14 protein-coding genes and 1 tRNA gene are annotated in these 18920 nt (G+C 44.8%); 7 read left to right on the top strand and 8 right to left on the bottom strand.

Annotated elements, in window-relative coordinates:
* Positions 1-34: 34 nt before the first annotated feature.
* Positions 35-1360, bottom strand: coding sequence for a c-type cytochrome (locus tag G6047_RS03480; protein ID WP_169526086.1), 1326 nt, complete (start codon positions 1358-1360; stop codon positions 35-37).
* Positions 1361-1577: 217 nt separating this feature from the next.
* Here G6047_RS03480 and G6047_RS03475 point away from each other — a divergent pair, with 217 nt between their 5' ends.
* The gene (locus G6047_RS03475; RefSeq protein ID WP_169526085.1) at positions 1578-1967 is read left to right on the top strand and encodes an SPOR domain-containing protein; all 390 of its coding nucleotides are present in this window, start codon (positions 1578-1580) and stop codon (positions 1965-1967) included.
* A gap of 37 nt (positions 1968-2004) precedes the next feature.
* On the opposite strand, the gene G6047_RS03470 is transcribed toward G6047_RS03475, so the two are convergent.
* From G6047_RS03470 to rimP, 4 genes are read right to left on the bottom strand one after another with little or no spacing between them, the layout of a single operon-like run.
* Positions 2005-3102, bottom strand: a complete 1098-nt coding sequence (locus G6047_RS03470; protein ID WP_169526084.1) for a hypothetical protein — start codon at positions 3100-3102, stop codon at positions 2005-2007.
* 52 nt (positions 3103-3154) lie between these two features.
* Positions 3155-5884, bottom strand: a complete 2730-nt coding sequence (infB, locus tag G6047_RS03465) for a translation initiation factor IF-2 (protein WP_169526083.1) — start codon at positions 5882-5884, stop codon at positions 3155-3157.
* 45 nt (positions 5885-5929) lie between these two features.
* Entirely contained in the window at positions 5930-7174 is a 1245-nt protein-coding gene (gene nusA, locus G6047_RS03460) for a transcription termination factor NusA (RefSeq protein ID WP_169526082.1), read from the bottom strand.
* A gap of 10 nt (positions 7175-7184) precedes the next feature.
* Positions 7185-7649, bottom strand: a complete 465-nt coding sequence (gene rimP, locus G6047_RS03455) for a ribosome assembly cofactor RimP (RefSeq protein WP_169526081.1) — start codon at positions 7647-7649, stop codon at positions 7185-7187.
* Positions 7650-7817: 168 nt separating this feature from the next.
* Here rimP and G6047_RS03450 point away from each other — a divergent pair, with 168 nt between their 5' ends.
* Positions 7818-8645 carry a universal stress protein gene (locus G6047_RS03450; protein ID WP_169526080.1) on the top strand — a complete coding sequence of 276 codons (828 nt, stop codon included), beginning with the start codon at positions 7818-7820 and terminating at the stop codon, positions 8643-8645.
* Positions 8646-8705: 60 nt separating this feature from the next.
* Here G6047_RS03450 and G6047_RS03445 read toward each other — a convergent pair.
* Positions 8706-8776: transfer RNA gene (locus G6047_RS03445), tRNA-Gln, on the bottom strand.
* A 214-nt stretch (positions 8777-8990) separates the two neighbouring features.
* Between G6047_RS03445 and G6047_RS03440 the strand changes: the two genes are divergently transcribed.
* Positions 8991-12194, top strand: coding sequence for a glycosyltransferase family 117 protein (locus tag G6047_RS03440; RefSeq protein ID WP_169526079.1), 3204 nt, complete (start codon positions 8991-8993; stop codon positions 12192-12194).
* A 35-nt stretch (positions 12195-12229) separates the two neighbouring features.
* On the top strand, positions 12230-12868 hold the full coding sequence (locus tag G6047_RS03435; RefSeq protein WP_169526078.1) for a polysaccharide deacetylase family protein: 639 nt from the start codon (positions 12230-12232) through the stop codon (positions 12866-12868).
* Here G6047_RS03435 and G6047_RS03430 read toward each other — a convergent pair.
* Together G6047_RS03430 and G6047_RS03425 are read right to left on the bottom strand one after the other, a co-directional pair.
* Complete coding sequence (locus G6047_RS03430) at positions 12865-13161, bottom strand: thioredoxin family protein (RefSeq protein WP_169526077.1); 297 nt, start codon at positions 13159-13161, stop codon at positions 12865-12867. The two genes, G6047_RS03435 and G6047_RS03430, sit on opposite strands and share 4 nt — an antisense overlap.
* Positions 13162-13223: 62 nt before the next feature.
* Entirely contained in the window at positions 13224-14441 is a 1218-nt protein-coding gene (locus G6047_RS03425; protein ID WP_169526076.1) for a metallophosphoesterase, read from the bottom strand.
* A gap of 147 nt (positions 14442-14588) precedes the next feature.
* On the opposite strand from G6047_RS03425, the gene polA reads away from it, so the two are divergent.
* From polA to G6047_RS03410, 3 genes are all read left to right on the top strand, one after another.
* Positions 14589-17426 (top strand): DNA polymerase I, encoded by a 2838-nt coding sequence (gene polA, locus G6047_RS03420; RefSeq protein WP_169526075.1) that lies wholly within the window; start codon positions 14589-14591, stop codon positions 17424-17426.
* A gap of 94 nt (positions 17427-17520) precedes the next feature.
* Entirely contained in the window at positions 17521-18093 is a 573-nt protein-coding gene (locus G6047_RS03415; RefSeq protein WP_169526074.1) for a T9SS type A sorting domain-containing protein, read from the top strand.
* Between the two features lie 69 nt (positions 18094-18162).
* Entirely contained in the window at positions 18163-18810 is a 648-nt protein-coding gene (locus G6047_RS03410; RefSeq protein WP_169526073.1) for a DUF1579 domain-containing protein, read from the top strand.
* Positions 18811-18920 lie beyond the last annotated feature (110 nt).

Here is an 18920-nt window from a genome sequence, read left to right as displayed (position 1 = left end):
CGTATATACTAATTAGCTTCTAAAATCATTTGAATTAATAGTGGCATTTGCCGCACTCAAGTCCGCCCATCTGAGCTTCGGTAAGTTTATCGACGCCATATTTTTTGGCAAGTTCCGAGTGGATCTTGTCGTAATACGCATTGCCTTCCATCTTGACCTCGGTCTTGCGGTGACAGTTCACGCACCAGCCCATCGTCAATGGAGCGAATTGCTTCATGACTTCGTACGTCTGTACCGGTCCGTGGCAAGTCTGGCATTCGATGCCGGCAACAGTCACGTGCTGGGAGTGGTTGAAGTAAACAAAATCAGGAAGATTGTGGATACGAACCCAATTAACCGGCTGGGTTTTGCCTGTATATTTTTGGGTCGCCTTATCCCATCCGACGGCATTGTAAAGCTTTTGGATTTCGCCGTCGTAGAATGCTTTGGTATGATCGGCCGTTGCAGTAGTATCTGATACTTCAGAGATATTCTTGTGACAGTTCATACAAACGTTCAAAGAAGGAATACCAGCGTTTTTACCGACACGGGCTGCAGAGTGACAATATTTACAGTCGATTCCGTTGCTGCCCGCGTGTATTCTGTGTGAATAATGGATTGGCTGGACCGGTTCGTAATTTTGATCTACACCAACCTGCATCAGGTATCCGTAAACATAATAACCGCCCGCAAGCATCAATACAATAGTTGAAACAAGCACAAGGAATTGGTTTTTCGCAAATGCTTTCCAGATTGGAGTTCCCGGTTCTTTTGTAACGATTTCAAGTCCGTTTTTCTCAGCAACGCGGTTCAGGACACGGTTTACCATGACAAGCATGATGACCAGGATAAACAGGACTACAATAAGAGCACCCAGGATTACGTTGTTGGAAATACCGCTATCGGCTGCTGCTGTCCCCGGAGGCCCTGCACCTGGAGGCGTTACAGGCTCAGCCTTAGGCTCAGACGTATAAGCAATGATGTTGTTGATATCCGTTTCTGACAATTGAGGAAATGCAGTCATCACCGAATGATTGTTTTCTTCAAACAATTTAACGGCTGCGGCATCTCCGGATTTGATCATTTCCGAACTGTTGTGAACCCACTTGTAAATCCACGACATATCGTGCTTTCCGGCCACGCCACGGAGCGCAGGACCAGTAGATTTTGAATCAAGTTTGTGACAAGCGGCACAGTTCGAGTTGAAGAGTGCTTTACCAGCTGCAGGATCACCTTTAGCTTCGGCAGGTGCGGCAGCGGCGGCTTCAGGAGCTGGGGCGGCCGGAGCAGCCTGACCCATGGAAACAGAAGCAGAAAGCAATAAAGCAAGGCTAAAGAACAGGGTTTTCAGAATCGAATAATGGTTACCCAATTTTTTCATATTGTAAACGGTTATCGACAAAATTCTTACAAATGCCATCCAAGCAAAAACACTATGGAATGTGGCATTTCTCTTAAAAAATCGACACAAAAATACAATATCCATCGTATTTCGGAAGCCTTAAAATAATCTTAAATATCAATTTATAATAATTCTAAATAAATTGCTTGGAGCCGCAAATTCATTTCGTTTACATTTGTATAAAAATCACCATTTTATGAATTTCCGCTCAACCAAATCGGCCATCACAACATTTGTAATTGCAGTAACTTTTTCTATTTCCGGATTAGCCCAACAGGGTAATGTCACCGTTTCACAAGACCCGAAATTTGATCAGATGCTTACTGAAAAGCGAAGAATCAACCCATCTTTGACCACAACCGACCGTTATAAAATCCAGATCTTCAATGGCGACAGCGAAACATCGAAAAAAATCCTCACTTCTTTCAGGAATGATTTCAAGGAGTACGACGCCACAATAGTATTCAGTACGCCGGCTTATAAAGTTTGGGTCGGAAGTTTCAAATCGCGCGTCGAGGCCGAAAGGAATCTTGAATTATTGAGGAAAAAGTATTCAAATGCAATCATCGTAAAGCCTAATAAATAACAATCCTACAAATAAAAAGCTCCTAAGAAGGAGCTTTTTATTTTTTTACTTTCTCAAAATAGGCTTGCAACGCTGTCTTCCTTTCAGACATTCCACGCGGGCCTTTCTCAAATTTGGTCCAGATTTCAGGATAAGGCATCAATAACCTTTTTAGTTGTGAATCATCCATCATCGTCAATTGGCCCGTCAGGCGATCGATCAAAACCGGAATGGTGTCGCTGATTGCAGCATCTGCAATGGCAGGCCCCGAAAATCCTAGTACTATTGGTGCAATCCGCATAAAAAGTTCTTTATCGCGGTTCGGTATGAAAACAAGGTATTTCGGCCCGACAATTTCTGCTCTATAATAAAAATTATCACCGGCATATTTCCCCAGGTTAAGATAAAAGCCCTGGCCGTCGCTAAACCCGTAATATCCATTAACGGGAGTACGCATTGGTTGGCTGAAAAGCAAGAAGCGGCCTTCATTTTCACTGGCATAAAATTCCGTTTCGGTTGGGTTGCCATTCAATGCATCCGCAAATGATATATAGATTCCTTTGGGAGGAATTTCGATACTTTTTATTACTTGGGGAACCAGAGGATCAAACGGAATATTCAATTCTTGTTCCGATCCGAGATTATTAAATGCATTAAAGCAACGCTGCATCACTTCTTTGATCCGGTCATCGTGCGTCGACGTGATATCCCAACCGCTTTTGCCATGCGCGGTCTCTGAAAAGCGGCCGACCGTAACCGGTTTTCCATCGCGTTCTTCTATAAAATCAACTACGGCAACAGCCAGTCCTGTTTCTTCATTTCCCGCATAATCCGTTTTTTCCCCGACAAACAGGTCGTAAAAACAAATAGAAAGTTTTCGTGCCCCTTCTTTTTTGGGAAGCACGACCGAAAAATAATTACCGAAGGCTTCAGGCAATGGTTTATCGAAATTGGCAAGCTGGCGCGAATTGGCAATCCCTTTCTGTATGGTTCCGATATTATCCTGCATCTGGCGCTTGTCATACACCTTATCGATGTAGAAATTAAAATAGGCCATAGGTTTGTCCTTTTTATCTTTCAATGAAATAAGGAACCTGTCCGAATTTTGCCCCATCGTCATAACCGGAAGCAAAAGCAATAGAAAAAATGATTTCATAAGCATAAAAAAACCCGACGAATCGGGTTTTGAATTTAATTATTTTCAGGAATTATTTAAGCTTCTTTTTAACCTGGACTTCCTGATAAGCTTCGATAAGGTCATTGATCTCGATGTCATTGTAGCCTTTAAGCTGGATACCGCAATCGTAACCTTTTGAAACTTCTTTCACATCGTCTTTGAAACGTTTCAAAGCCGTCAGTTCGCCTGTATGGATTACCACACCGTCACGGATAAGTCGGATTTTAGAGGCTCGGAAGATTTTTCCATCGGTCACCATACAACCTGCAATAGTCCCGACTTTTGAAATCTTGAACAATTCTCGTATTTCGGCGGTTCCAGTAACTTCTTCCTTGATTTCCGGAGAAAGCATTCCTTCCATGGCATCTTTAAGGTCGTCGATCGCATCGTAAATAATCGAATAATTACGGATGTCGATTTCTTCCTTATCGGCAAGTGTTCTCGCAGATTGTGATGGACGAACGTTAAACCCGATGATGATCGCGTCTGATGCAGATGCGAGGTTGACATCTGTTTCCGTAATCGCACCGACTCCTTTGTGGATGATATTCACCTGGATTTCTTCGGTAGACAATTTAGAGAACGAGTCTGAAAGTGCTTCCACAGATCCATCCACGTCACCTTTGATGATGATGTTCAATTCCTTGAACTGGCCAAGAGCGATACGGCGTCCGATTTCGGCAAGCGTAATGTGGCGCTGCGTACGTACAGACTGTTCACGTTGCAATTGGGCACGTTTTACAGCGATCTGCTTGGCCTCACGTTCGTCTTCGAATACCGTGAATTTATCACCCGCGGTTGGCGCTCCGTCAAGACCCAGAACCGATACCGGAGTAGACGGCCCTGCTTCTTTTACAACGTGGCCACGTTCATCATGCATGGCACGGATTTTCCCGTGGTGACGTCCGGCAAGAACATAATCCCCAACACGAAGCGTACCTGTCTGAACGAGGATTGTAGCCACATAACCTTTCCCTTTATCGAGGAAAGCTTCTACCACAGTACCTTGTGCGGCACGATCCGGATTGGCTTTCAGGTCGAGGATTTCGGCTTCGAGCAATACTTTTTCAAGAAGTTCTTTTACGTTGAGACCTGTTTTGGCAGATATATCCTGCGACTGGATTTTTCCGCCCCAATCTTCTACCAAAAGGTTCATTCCGGCAAGACGCTCCTTGATTTTCTCAGGATTCGCCGTTGGTTTATCGACTTTGTTGATTGCAAATATGATAGGAACTCCCGCCGCTTGTGCGTGGCTGATAGCTTCCTTGGTTTGGGGCATGATATCGTCGTCCGCAGCTATTACGATAATGGCAATATCGGTGATTTGGGCACCACGCGCACGCATCGCAGTAAACGCTTCGTGACCCGGCGTATCGAGGAATGCTATTTTCTGGCCGCTATCCAATGTAACTCCGTAAGCCCCGATGTGCTGTGTAATACCTCCCGATTCACCCGCAATTACGTTTTCTTTACGAATGTAATCGAGTAGCGATGTCTTACCGTGGTCAACGTGCCCCATTACGGTAACTATCGGCGCACGTTCTACCAAATCTTCTGGCGCATCCTGCTCTACCTGGAGGTTTTCTTCGATATCTGTAGTGATAAACTCTACGTCATAACCGAATTCATCTGCCACGATGCTCAATGTTTCGGCATCAAGACGCTGGTTCATGGTTACCATGATACCGAGTGACATACAGGTTCCGATCACCTTTGTGATCGGCACATCCATCATGGTCGCAATTTCACCTACGGTAACGAACTCGGTTACTTTGAGTGTCTTGCTTCCTTCTTCTAACGAACGTTGTTCATCTTCTGATTTCTGGCGGTGCGTATCCCTTTTGTCACGACGATACTTCGCCGCTTTTGATTTTCCGCCTTTACCCTGAAGTTTCTCAAGGGTTTCACGGATCTGGTTTTTAACTTCTTCTTCGGTCGGCTCTACTTTAGAAACAATAGACGGTCTTGCTCCCGGCTTTTGGCCAGGTCTCGGAGCTCCCGGTTTCTGAAATCCGCCGCCTGTATTTCCACCGGGACGAGGTCCGCCTGGATTATTTACAGGTTTAACAATGCGCTTGCGTTTGTTCTTCTCGTTATTGGAAGCATTGGAATTTGCTCCCGGAGCAGGTGTTTCCTTCTTTTTAGGACGATTGAACTGAGACAGGTCAATGGTTTGTCCTGTCAATTTTGCCCCTTGTAACTGTGTGTATTTTGTGACGAAGGTTTCTTCGCCTGGTTTTGCGGCTTCCTGTGTTGCAGGAGCAGGCGTTTCCTGCACTGGCGCTGCAGGCTTTTCAACAGGCTTGGTTTCTTCAACCGGCGCAGCAGCGACAGGTGAAGCTGGTGTTGTAACAGCAGCAATCGGTGCCGGAGCAGCAGCGACAGGTTCGGATGTTTTTGGTTCCAGGTCAATGGTCCCCACCTGTTTTGGGCCCGTTACTACGGCCTTGGCACGGATCACTTCCTGGCGCGCGCGTTCTTCGTCGATCTTTCTTTTATCTTCGATCTCCTTTTCGCGTTCAATACGTAGCGCTTCTTTTTCCTTGCGCTTTTCTTCGCCCACTTCCTGGGACGCGACCTTATTGCCCCGGTCTCCGGCGAACTGGCTCATCAGCTGATTGTGCTCGCTCTCGGAAATCTTGGCATTCGGGTTTGCGTCAATGGCTATCCCCTTTTCCTTGAGGAAATCCACGGCGCGGTCAAGCGAAATGTTGAGCTCCCGTAAAACCTTGTTAATCCTTATTACTCTTTCTTCAGACATAAATCTAATTAGTTGTTATCGTTGTGTTGTTGCGGGCGACGGATGTTACCCCTCGAATTCTTCTTTCAGAATCCGCATGACATCCTGGATCGTTTCTTCCTCGAGATCCGTGCGTCGTACCAAATCGGCAACATCCTGTTTCAGGACGCTTTTTGCCGTGTCAAGCCCGATTTTCGCGAATTCCTCGATCACCCATGCTTCGATCTCGTCAGAGAACTCTGTCAACTCTACATCGTCCTCCTCTTCTGCAATAACGCCTTCGCGTATCACATCCAATTCATAACCGGTAAGTAAACCGGCCAGTTTTATATTGTGGCCACCGCGTCCGATAGCTTTGGAAACTTCTTCCAGCTTCAGGAACACATCGGCTCTTTTATTCTCTTCGTCAATCTTGATGGACGATACTTTTGCCGGGCTAAGCGCACGGGTAATGAACAATTGATTGTTCGTGGTGTAGTTGATCACGTCGATGTTCTCATTTCCGAGTTCGCGGACGATTCCGTGGATACGCGATCCTTTCATACCGACACAGGCCCCAACCGGATCAATGCGATCGTCATAAGAATCTACGGCAACTTTCGCTTTTTCACCCGGAATACGAACCACGGCTTTTACCATGATCAATCCGTCGAAAACCTCCGGAATTTCCTGCTCGAACAATTTCTCAAGGAATTTCTCCGATGTACGCGACATCACGATTTGTGGTTTGTTTCCTTTCAATTCCACATTTTCGATGATTCCGCGAACGTTGTCACCCTTGCGAAAAAAGTCGCTCGGGATTTGTTTTTCCTTCGGCAATACGATTTCGTTTCCTTCGTCGTCGACCAAAATTACGACACGCGGCCTAACGTGGTGCACTTCTGCCGTATAAATTTCACCTATAAGGTCTTTGAACTGTTTGTACAGGTTTGTATTGTCGTGTTCGTGGATCTTTGAAATCAGGTTCTGACGCAAAGCAAGGATGGCGCGGCGCCCAAGATCTATCAGTTTCACTTCTTCTGAAACTTCTTCACCAATTTCAAAATCGGGTTCTATTCTGCGCGCTTCGGTCAGCGTAATTTCTTCGTTTTCCAGATCGAGGTCGTCATCGGCAACAATGACACGTCTTCTCCAGATTTCCATATCTCCTTTGTCCGGGTTGATGATGATATCGAAATTGTCATCGGAACCGAACTTCTTTTTCAAGGCATTTCTGAAAACATCTTCGAGGATGGCCATCAACGTAACGCGGTCAATGAGTTTATCATCTTTAAACTCTGAAAACGAGTCAATTAATGCGAGATTTTCCATTTTAAGTATTTTAAAATTTGATTGTAACGATTGCTTCTTTTATATCTGTGTACGGAATTTCGCGGCGATTGTCTACCGTTTCTTTTCCCTTACCTGTTTTTTTCGGTTCGCGCGATTGCCATTCCAGGATAATGAAATCTTCATTGGCATCCGTAAGTTCGGCTTCGATTTCTTCTGATCCTGTTTTGACTTTCAAAAACCGACCGATGTTCTTTTTATACTGACGCCTGATTTTCAAAGGCGACGATACTCCGGCCGATGCTACTTCAAGCGAAAAATCCTGCTCCTCACGATCGAGGTTGTGTTCTACCGCACGGCTGATGTCGATGCAATCCTGCAAAGTCACACCGTTGTCGCCATCAAGCGTAACCGTTATTTTATTGGCTTCATTCACCGAAAGATCGATAAGGAAGAGTTCCGGCTTTTCCGCCAGCCCAACATCCAAAAGCTCTTTGACTTTTTCTTTAAAAGACATATAGTATAAAAAGAGGGGACTGCCCGTCCCCTCATTATTTAGTTTCAACAAATAACGCGGCAAAGATACATTTTTTTTTGAAAAGCAAAAAGCCTTGTCAACTGTTAATTATTTCTTACCTTTCGTACCGTATCAAACACACAAATTTTACTATTTTTCTATCTGACCATGAAAAAAATTCTTGTTCCTACGGATTTTTCCGATCATGCCGAATACGCGCTCAAATCTGCAGCACAAATCGCAAGGCAACACAACTGTGCAATTTTATTGGTGCATATGCTGGAACTTCCGCAAGAAGGAAGTGAAGCCACTAAGCCAAACGGGGCCGATATTCCGGAAATCATCTTCTTCAAAAACATGGCTATGTCCAAATTCGAAGACTTGCTCGATGCCGATTATCTCGAAGGCCTCGATGTAAGTGAAACCACGCGTTTTGGCAAAGTTTACGAAGGCATAAACGAAGTGGCAAAAACAGAAAACGCCGATTTTATTGTAATGGGCTCTCACGGCGCCAGCGGCTTCCACGAAATGTTCATTGGCTCGAATTCAGAAAAAGTCGTACGCTCTTCTGAAATTCCGGTTTTGGTAATCAAGAATGAAATCCCTGAATTCAAAGCTGACAGTTTTGTTTTTGCAAGCGATTTCTCCGGCGAGATCAAAAAACCGTTCAAACAGATGCTCGACATCGCACGCACTTTCAAAGCGCACCTGAACCTGGTCATGATCAATACGCCAAATAGTTTCAAGCCAACACATGTTGCAGAGGAAATGATGACTTCTTTCCTTCGCGATGTCGATTATACCGACTATTCACTGCACATCTACAATGACGTAAACGTAGAGAAAGGCGTTCTGAACTTTGCCAATAAGGTAAATGCTGACATCATCGGGCTGAGCACACACGGAAGAACCGGATTCTCTCATTTCTTTAACGGAAGCATCAGCGAAGACCTCGTAAATCATGCCGTAAGACCGGTGCTTACATTTAAGATATAGTCAATTAAGTCCTGAAATACTAAAAAACAAAAAAGCCTCCCGTTAAAAGGAGGCTTTTTGTTGGCCCACTAGGACTCGAACCTAGAAAGACGGCACCAAAAACCGTAGTGTTACCATTACACCATGGACCAGTTTGCTTGTTAGCGAGTGCAAATTTAGTACAAAAAATAAGCCGCGCAAATTTTTTTGTCTTTTTTATATTCTTGCCTGATTGTTAGCCTTAAAGCTGCCGGACTGTATCATCTGGCATTTACAGCAGTCTTTTGAACCAAAGAATTTTTTGTTAACGCCCGATTCCGTTGGCAAAAAAGTAGTTTCTTTGTAACGCTTTTAGAACCAATATATATGGCAGATTTCAATTCCCAAAAATGGGATAAATGGCTGGGCTGGCTTGCCTTTAGCATCGCATTCATTGTCTATTTCATAACTGTCGAGCCAACCATGAGTTTTTGGGATTGCGGTGAATATATCGCCACTGCCGCAAACCTTGAAGTAGGTCATCCGCCGGGGGCGCCGTTGTTCCAGATGTTAGGCGCGTTTCTGTCTATCTTCGCCGTCGGGAAAGAGCATATCGCGCTCATGGTGAACATGATTTCGGTTTTATCGAGTGCTTTCACGATTTTATTATTGTTCTGGTCTTCGACTATGGTGCTGCGAAAAGTAGTCGCTTCTTACTCGGAACTTACTCCCGATAACCAAAAAATGATTCTCGGTGCTTCATTCGTCGGCGCACTTACGTTTACGTTTTCAGACAGTTTCTGGTTCAATGCCGTCGAAGCAGAAGTGTATGCCATGGCATCTTTCCTTATCGCTTTATTGTTCTGGCTTGGCCTGAAGTGGGAGCAGAATATGGATTCGGAACGTGGCAATCGCTGGTTGCTTCTCATTTCGATGGTCATCGGATTATCTTATGGCGTCCACTTTATGGCGCTATTGACGATTCCATCAATCGGACTTTTATATTTTTTCAAGAAAAGAAAAACCATTACGATAAAGAATTTCATCTTCGGAAACATCGTCATCGTTGGTATATTGGTCGTTGTGGCCTTATTCCTTATGCCCTGGACGATGGGCTTTTTCGGGAAATCTGAAATCTTCTTCGTAAACAGCCTGGGACTTCCGTTCAACTCGGGAACTATTTTCGCATTTGCGGCCATGATTGCGGTTTTTTACTTCGGATTGAAGTATACGCGCCGCAAAGGGAAAGTCCTCGCAAACACAATCCTGTTGTGCATCATGTTCCTTTTTATAGGTTTTTCTACGTGGATGATGCTTCCGATTCGAGCCAACGCCAATCCGCCTATCAACGAGAACAAACCGTCAGATGCCGCCGAACTCCTCGCCTATTACAATCGCGAGCAATACGGTGTCAACCCATTGTTTTACGGCCCGCAATACACAGATATGTTCGCCGGACTCGACAAAGACAATCCGTATCTTGACAAAGCGCCTAACTACGAACGCGATTACAAAACCGGCAAATACGTCATCACCAATAACTGGAAAAACGCAGAGCAGAACAGTGATGACAACCACAAGGCTTTCCTGCCGCGTATGTGGAGCACGGAACACGCCGAAAATTATATGAATTTCACCAAAGTCCCAGATTTCCGCATCAATCCGGAATACGCCGAGGAGCAGGAACTTGTGAGCATCGTATCTGAGTTCCGTAAGGCTTATTCTACGGGTCAGATCGATTCGGACGGTTATGTGAAATTCCTCAAGGCATATGGTGAATATCTGATTATCGACAAACCGACCACAGGCGAAAACCTGGGCTTTATGTTCGAATACCAGTTCGGCTATATGTACTGGCGTTATCTAATGTGGAATTTCACCGGCCGCCAGAACGACATCCAGGGTAAATACGATAACCTTGACGGAAACTGGCTCAGCGGCATTACCGCTGTAGACGAAATGCATCTGGGTTCACAACAGCATTTACCGGATGACACTTTAAATAACAAAGGACGTAACCTATATTTTTTCCTGCCATTCGTATTAGGACTTATCGGGCTTGCCTATCATGCCAATAAAGACCTCAAGAGTTTTTACATCCTGCTTGCTTTGTTCCTGTTTACAGGTTTGGCATTGAAGATTTACCTCAATGAACGGCCATTCGAACCACGTGAACGTGATTATGCACTTGTCGGATCGTTTTATGTATTTGCAATCTGGGTCGGATTCGGAGCTTATGCCGTTTATGATTGGTTGCTCAAAAAGGTTCAGGCCAAAATCCTTATTCCTGTGATTACCGCGGTTACACTTCTGGCTTCACCTATCCTGATGGCTTCGCAGAACTGGGACGACCACGACCGTTCAAACAGATACACAGCTATAGCAATGGCCAAAAACTACCTCAATTCTTGTGATAAGGATGCCATTCTGTTCACGATTGGCGACAACGACACCTTCCCATTGTGGTATGCCCAGGAAATCGAAGGTGTGCGTCGTGACGTGAAAATTGTGTGTACGAGTCTATTCATGACCGATTGGTATATCGACGAGATGAAGATGAAATCATATGAATCAGACGGCGTTCCGGTATCGTTCAAACACGAGCAATATGTGGGTGACAAACTCGACTATGCGGTGTATCAGCAAACAACGGACGGCCGTCTCGAACTGGGACAATTCCTCAATTTCCTCAAACTCGAAGATCCGAGAGCATTGGTCGAAATGAACAACGGAATCAAGTACCATTTCTATCCGACGAACAAAGTGCGTATTCCGGTAGATAAAAATGCCGTGATCGCGAATAAGGTCGTGAACCCGAAATTGTACGACAGCATCGTTCCGTACATCGACATCGAAATCAAAGGTCCGGCAATCTACAAAAATCGTATCATGATGCTCGACATTCTGCAGAACAACAACTGGAAACGCCCTATTTATTTTACGGGTGGAAGTTTTGGCGATGACGATTATTTGTGGATGAAAGATTACCTGCAATTGGACGGAGTCGTCTTTAAATTGGTTCCGATTAAAACGCCGATAAAAGATGCGCCTAGCCCACTCGATATGGGAATGATCGATTCAGATAAAATGTACAATCTTGTCACCAAATGGGATTGGGGCAACGGCGAAAGCACCAAAATCTATCACGATCCTGAAACCCGCAAAAACAGCATCACCTACCGTACGAATATGGCGCGTTTGATGGAACAGCTCATCAACGAAGGCCAGACTGCGAAAGCCAAAGAAATCATTAAGCTTGCGCTGGAAAAAATGCCGCTCGATTATTACGGCTATTATACTATGGTTGAACCTTTCGCCGGTGGCTATTATGCCTTGAACGAAACGACCAAAGCACGTGAATTGCTGGAAAAGCTGATGAAAAAATACCAGCAGAACCTGACGTTCTATAAAGGAATGAGTTCGCGCGACCAAAGCAACATCGCCATAGACATCGTAAGCGACATCGAACGTTACCGCGGCCTGCTCGAAGTAATGAAAGACCACAAAGACACCGAATTCTACAATAAGAATAAAGCGGTCTTCAACGAATACAACAATAAATTCAAACGATTCGGACGCGATCCGGAATAATACAAATGCGGCTTTCGGGCTGCATTTTTTTTGAGATGAAATTCTATTGGATCAAAACACCTGCTTTGGTAGCGTGGCTTTTCGGCCGGTTCGAATGGCGCGTACCGACCCTTGAAAAAAAAGTCTATCTCACGTTCGACGACGGACCGATTCCGGAAGTGACGCCTTTTGTACTCGATACGTTAAAAGAGTTCGGCGCCAAAGCAAGTTTCTTTTGTATTGGCGACAACGTTCAGAAGCATCCTGAGATTTTTGAGTTGGTAAAACAATCCGGAAATGCCATCGGAAACCACACCTTCCATCATGTCAAAGGATGGGGAACCGATTATAACACCTATATAGAAGAAGTCAGGATGTGTGAAAAGCTGATTGGATCTGCACATCCATTGGATCAGAAAATCATGCGCCCGCCTTACGCAAAAGTCACACGCCGCCAGGCAAAGACAATAAAGCAAATGGGCTACCGGATAATTATGTGGGATATTCTGAGTGCCGATTTCGATCAGCGGATTTCACCTGAAAAGTGTCTGGATAATGTAATCAAAAACATCCGCCCTGGAAGCATCATTATTTTTCACGACAGCCAAAAGGCATACGAAAACATGAAGTTCGCATTGAGGGGCACATTGGAATATTTAAAGAAAGAAGGCTACAGTTGTGAGCCGCTGTACTAAAGCTGCTCCTGAACCAGGCCGATTATCGTATTGGCATCGAGTTCACCCGATTGACGCCAAATCATCTGACCGCTTTTATAAATCATCAAAGTAGGAAGGCCTTTGATACGCAAAGCATCGGCAAGTTCCTGGTTCTTATCCACATCAATCTTGATGACTTTGGCTTTGTCGCCCAGTGCGGCAGCCACATCTCGTATTACGGGGTGCATCGCGACCGACTGTTCGTTCCATTCGGTGTAAAAATCGATAAGGACGGGAACAGGGGCGTTGATCAGCTCTCCAAATTTTGACATAGTCGTAAGAAATTTAAACTTTTACGTACAAATATAGCTTTTTTAGGATATGGCGCTAAATTTTAGATTTTTTTTAGTTCCAGCACCGTAATTTCAGGCCAGATCCCAACACGCCCGGGATAGGCATGAAAACCGAATCCGCGGTTGACGTAAACATATCGGCCCAAATGCTCATACAAACCGGCCCATTGTTTATAAACGTATTGAACCGGGCTCCATTTGATCCAACCCGGAATCTCGATGCCAAACTGGAAACCGTGTGTATGACCGCTTAACGTAAGTTGGAAATGACGATGGTCGCGTTTGACTTCGGCTTCCCAATGCGACGGGTCATGTGACATGAGCACCTTGAAATCTTTTTCGGAAAGTCCTTGCGAAGCTTTGTTCAAATCACCGGCCTGCTTGAAATTGACGCCCCAGTTTTCCACGCCGACAAGTGCGATACGCTGCCCGCCTTTCTCAATGAACCGGTGCTCGTTGAGCAACAATTTGTGTCCGATGCGTCCGTACAGTTCCTTTATCGCTTCAAAATTCGCCACTTTATCGCGCGGGTCTTTCCACTCCACATATTCGCCATAATCGTGATTGCCCAAAACGGCGAACTTTCCGTATTCGAATTTTTTGATTCCGTTGAAAATCTCGATCCACGGGAACATCTCTTTGGCATGCGTGTTTACGATATCGCCTGTAAAAAGACACAAGTCCGCCTGTTGTTCATTGATCAGATCGATGGCATAACGTATTTTATCTTCGTTATCGAAACTTCCGCTGTGGACATCCGATATCTGCAGGATTTTAAAGCCGTCGAAAGCTTCAGGCAAATCCGGAAAACCGATTGGTTGGTTGATGACGCGGAATTTGTATTTGCCCCATTTCATTCCATAGGCCAAAGATGCAAAAGGAATTGCAGCAATTCCAAGGGCGACAAGACTGATGAATTTTCGTCTTTCGGGTAAAAAACCGCCTGCTTTATTTCCGGAGATATATCGTCCCGAACCATACAGGATCCGTCCGATATCTTCCAAAAGCATAAAAAGGGTAATGATGATTTTCGGAAGGAACGTAATCAGCAACAGTCCGAGCGTGAACAGGGTCATCTTTGTCTGCCCGACCGATCTGTCGAATTGGGTGAACTGATAAATGATATAAATGTCAATGGCCAGCGAAATAAGCTGATACGAAAGCAAAAACCATTTGACTTTGGTTACAGCCCGGAAAGCCTGATAAGAATAGACTTCTACGATAACCACAAAAATGAAAAAGAAAAACCAGCGAAGCATAAAATTGGAATGGTTCCCAAAATTAATCGGAAATCCAAAGCGGCCGGAAATCTAAAGCAATTATTTAACATTGTTCAAATTTGATGATGGCCTCACATTAAAAACAACCCTAGTTTCCTATTTTTACATTCCTTAAAAAAAGTAACGATGGCCAACCAGAAACGCCTTTTCCTTCTTGACGCTTACGCCCTTATTTTCCGCGGATATTATGCTTTGATCAAAAACCCACGGGTGAATTCAAAAGGTATGGACACATCAGCCATACTTGGGTTTATGAACTCGTTGCTCGATGTGATCAAGCGTGAAAAGCCCGATCATCTGGCCGTTGCTTTTGATAAAGAAGGAAGCACGGTACGTACGGAAATGTATCCGCAGTACAAAGCACACCGTGACGAAACGCCCGAAGCCATAAAAATCGCCGTGCCGTGGATACAGAAAATCCTTGAAGCCATGCACATTCCCTCTATAGAATTGGCCGGTTGTGAAGCCGACGATTTGATTGGAACGCTGGCCAAACAAGCCGAAAAAGAAGGCTATCAGGTTTTTATGGTAACTCCAGACAAAGATTACGCTCAGCTCGTATCGGAAAATGTGTTTATGTACCGGCCGGCGCGTCTCGGGAACGGAATTGAGATTTGGGGCGTGCCGGAAGTTCTGGAACGATTCGGTATCGAACGTACGGAACAGGTCATTGACTTTTTGGGAATGATGGGCGATGCCGTCGACAACATCCCAGGTTTGCCAGGAGTTGGTGAAGTGACCGCGAAAAAGTTCCTCAAGGAATTCGGGTCGATGGAAAACTTATTGGCGAACACCGATAAGATTTCGGGTAAGATGCGTGAAAAAATCGAAGCCAATGCACCGCTTGGAATTCTGTCGAAACAACTCGCGACGATCATCTGCGACTGCGATGTAAAATTCAACGAAGAAGACTTCGAGTTGTCAAAACCAGATGGACCGAAAGTGGAAGAATTGTTCCGCGAACTCGAATTCCGCAGAATGGCCGAACAATTCAATACCCTGTTTTTCGCATCGGGCAACGGAACCTATCAATCGGCTGAAACGTCCGGCCTCGCTCCTACCAAGACCATCGTCAAAAACGAACAGCAATTCGGGTTATTCGACCAGATCAATGGAGACGATGACGAACAAATTTCTGCCAATGCCTATAAAACACTGGCAGATACCGAACATTTCTATCAATCTGTCGAAGGTGACTTTGCAATAAAACTTCTCGTCAACAATCTGCTCAAACAAAAAGTCGTCAGCTTCGATACGGAAACCACGGGAATCGATCCGATTCTTGCCGAGCTCGTGGGGCTTTCGTTTTCGTGGGAAGCCGGAAAAGGGTTTTATGTTCCTGTGCCCGAAGACCAAACGGCCGCAAAAGAACTCGTCGATAAATTCCGTCCATTCTTTGAATCGGAAACCATAGAAAAAGTCGGACAGAATGCAAAATACGATTTAAAGATATTGAGCAATTACAATATTGTCGTCAAAGGAAAACTGTTCGATACCATGCTCGCCCATTATCTGATAAACCCGGATATGCGACATGGAATGGATGTGTTGGCCGAAACCTATCTGCAATATTCGCCCAAACCTATCGAAGACCTCATTGGCAAAAAAGGAAAGGGCCAAAAGACGATGCGTGAAGTGACACTTGAGGAAATCAAGGAATATGCTTCGGAAGACGCCGATGTGACATTGCAGCTCAAGGATAAATTCGCCCCGATTCTCGACCAGACCGACACCCGGAAACTGTTTGATGAAATAGAAGTTCCGTTGGTACAGGTTTTAGCCGATATGGAAATGGAAGGTATCAGCCTTGACACTGCTTTCCTTACAGATTTATCTACCGAATTCGCTGCCGACATCCAATCGCTCGAAATGAAGATTTACGAAGCGGCCGGTGAAAAATTCAATCTGGGCTCCCCAAAACAACTCGGTGAGATTTTATTCGATAAGATGAAAATTGGCGGAGCGAAACAAAAAAAGACCAAAACCGGGCAATATGCTACAGGCGAGGAAATCCTGTCGTATTTGGCATTGAGCAGTCCGTTTGTACAGGACATACTTGATTGGCGTCAACTCGTGAAACTGCAAAGTACGTATGTGACCGCTTTACCCGGACAGGTTTGTGCCAAGACGAACCGCGTCCATACCGATTATATGCAGGCTGTGGCAGCTACGGGACGTTTATCATCGAACAATCCGAACCTGCAGAACATCCCAATCCGCACAGAACGCGGGCGTTTGATCCGGAAAGCATTTATCGCGCGTGATGAAAACCACACCTTATTATCTGCCGATTATTCCCAGATAGAACTTCGCATCATTGCTGCTTTATCTGGCGAACAGAACATGATCGATGCATTTAAGAACGGAGAAGACATCCACAAATCGACGGCGGCGAAAGTATTCAATGTAGCTTTGGAGGAAGTAACACGCGAACAGAGAAGCCACGCCAAAACGGTCAACTTCGGGATTATTTACGGCGTATCGGCTTTCGGGCTATCAAACCAGACTTCATTGACCAGAAGTGAAAGTGCCGCCTTGATCGAGGCGTATTACAAGTCATATCCGCAATTGCGCAATTATATTTCGGAACAGATTGAACTGGCCCGTGAACAAGGTTTTGTCTCGACTATTTCCGGCAGACGTCGCTATCTGAAAGACATCAATTCCGCCAACCAAGTTGTCCGCGGCGCTGCAGAACGAAATGCGGTGAATGCACCGATACAGGGAAGCGCCGCCGATATCATCAAGATTGCCATGATCAACATCCATAAAAAACTGACCTCGGAAAACTGGAAAAGCAAGATGTTGCTCCAGGTGCATGACGAATTGGTATTCGATGTCCATAACGATGAACTCGAAAGAATCAAGCCGTTGATCCAGCATGAAATGGAAAACGCCTATTCACTTTCCGTTCCGCTTGAAGTGGATATGGGAACCGGCCGCAATTGGCTCGAAGCACATTAATCGAATTCTAGGCGAAAATCATCGCTTAATCATTTTGCCCCGTCCGCGCTGAATAGCTTTTATAGATTTGGTACCGAATTTAATATCAGGTATCATGAAAAAACTATTACTCTTAGCGGCATTTTTGGCCGGACCAATCGCGTTTGCACAGACAACGCACGTCATTAACTGGTTTATGGGTATCACGAATGCCCAGGCAAGTATGACCATCGATAACGGCGACACGGTAAAATGGATGTGGACCAGCAATATCCCTCACACCGTTACTACTTCAGATGGCGCTGCCGAAACCTTTGCAAGCCCTGTGATCAGCGGAACAGGTTCTTCTTACGAACACGTATTTACGATTACGGGAGCCACTCCTTACTATTGTGAAATCCACCCGATGATGACCGGAACCATTACGGTTCAGGCTCTTGCCGTTCCTTCTGTCGAAGCCAATGAATTGAAATTCTACCCGAATCCGGTTCGTGACGTACTTACCATTTCTGCTCCTTCAAGCATCGACAAAATTTCCATGTTCAATCTTTCAGGACAAAAACTGTGGGAATCGACCACAACGACTCCGGAGGCTAAAATCCACATGGAAAATTACCCGAGCGGAATTTACTTCGTCGAAGCTGAATCACAGGGAAAAATCCAACGTTTCAAAGTCGTTAAGGAATAATCGTTTTTTATTATTTTTTGGAATTGAATTAATAAGTATCTTTAATTCAATATCTTAAAACTGATGAATATGAAAAAAGTGTTTCTTACCATGTCCGTTATTGCATTGGCTTTCGGATCGTGTAAAAAGGCCGAAGACAAAGCAGTTACCACAACAACGACTGAAAAGGATACTGTAAAGACTGAAACCGCCGAAGCTGAAAAACCAATGGATTCAGCTGCCAAAATGAAGGCCTGGATGGACTTTGCAACGCCTGGAGAAGTCCATAAGGTGTTGGCCAGCGATACCGGAAAATGGAATTGCGACATGACTTTTTGGGAAGGACCGGATGCCAAACCTGAAAAATCTACCACGCAGGCAGACGTAAAAATGGTCTTTGACGGCAAATATCAGGAATCTGTCTACAAAGGCACGATGATGGGGATGCCTTTTGAAGGAAAAAGTACGGTTGGTTTCAATAATGCTTCCGGTAAGGCTTTTTCAACTTTTTATGACAATATGGGAACCGGTTTTATGTATGTTGAAGGCACATATGATGCTGCCAGTAAAACATTTAGCTTTGCCGGTGAAACTACAGATCCGTTGACAAAAAAGAACGTCAAGTATCGTGAGGAATATGTCATTGTAGACGATAATACACGAAAAATGAGCATGTTCGACACTAAAAACGGTTCCGAATATAAGTCGATGGAAATTGTCATGACACGTGCAAAATAGAGTATTGTAAAAAATCGGCATTCAAAATAGGAAAACACTCTTTAACCGGAGTGTTTTTTTTATTATCGACAGATTATAGCCAAATCTGATATTTCTTACAATACCGAAAT

Origin of the sequence: Flavobacterium silvaticum (assembly GCF_012911565.1) — a bacterium.
GTDB lineage: Bacteria > Bacteroidota > Bacteroidia > Flavobacteriales > Flavobacteriaceae > Flavobacterium > Flavobacterium silvaticum.
Note: the sequence above shows the minus strand (reverse complement) of the source record. Positions and strands in the feature narration are given on the sequence as shown.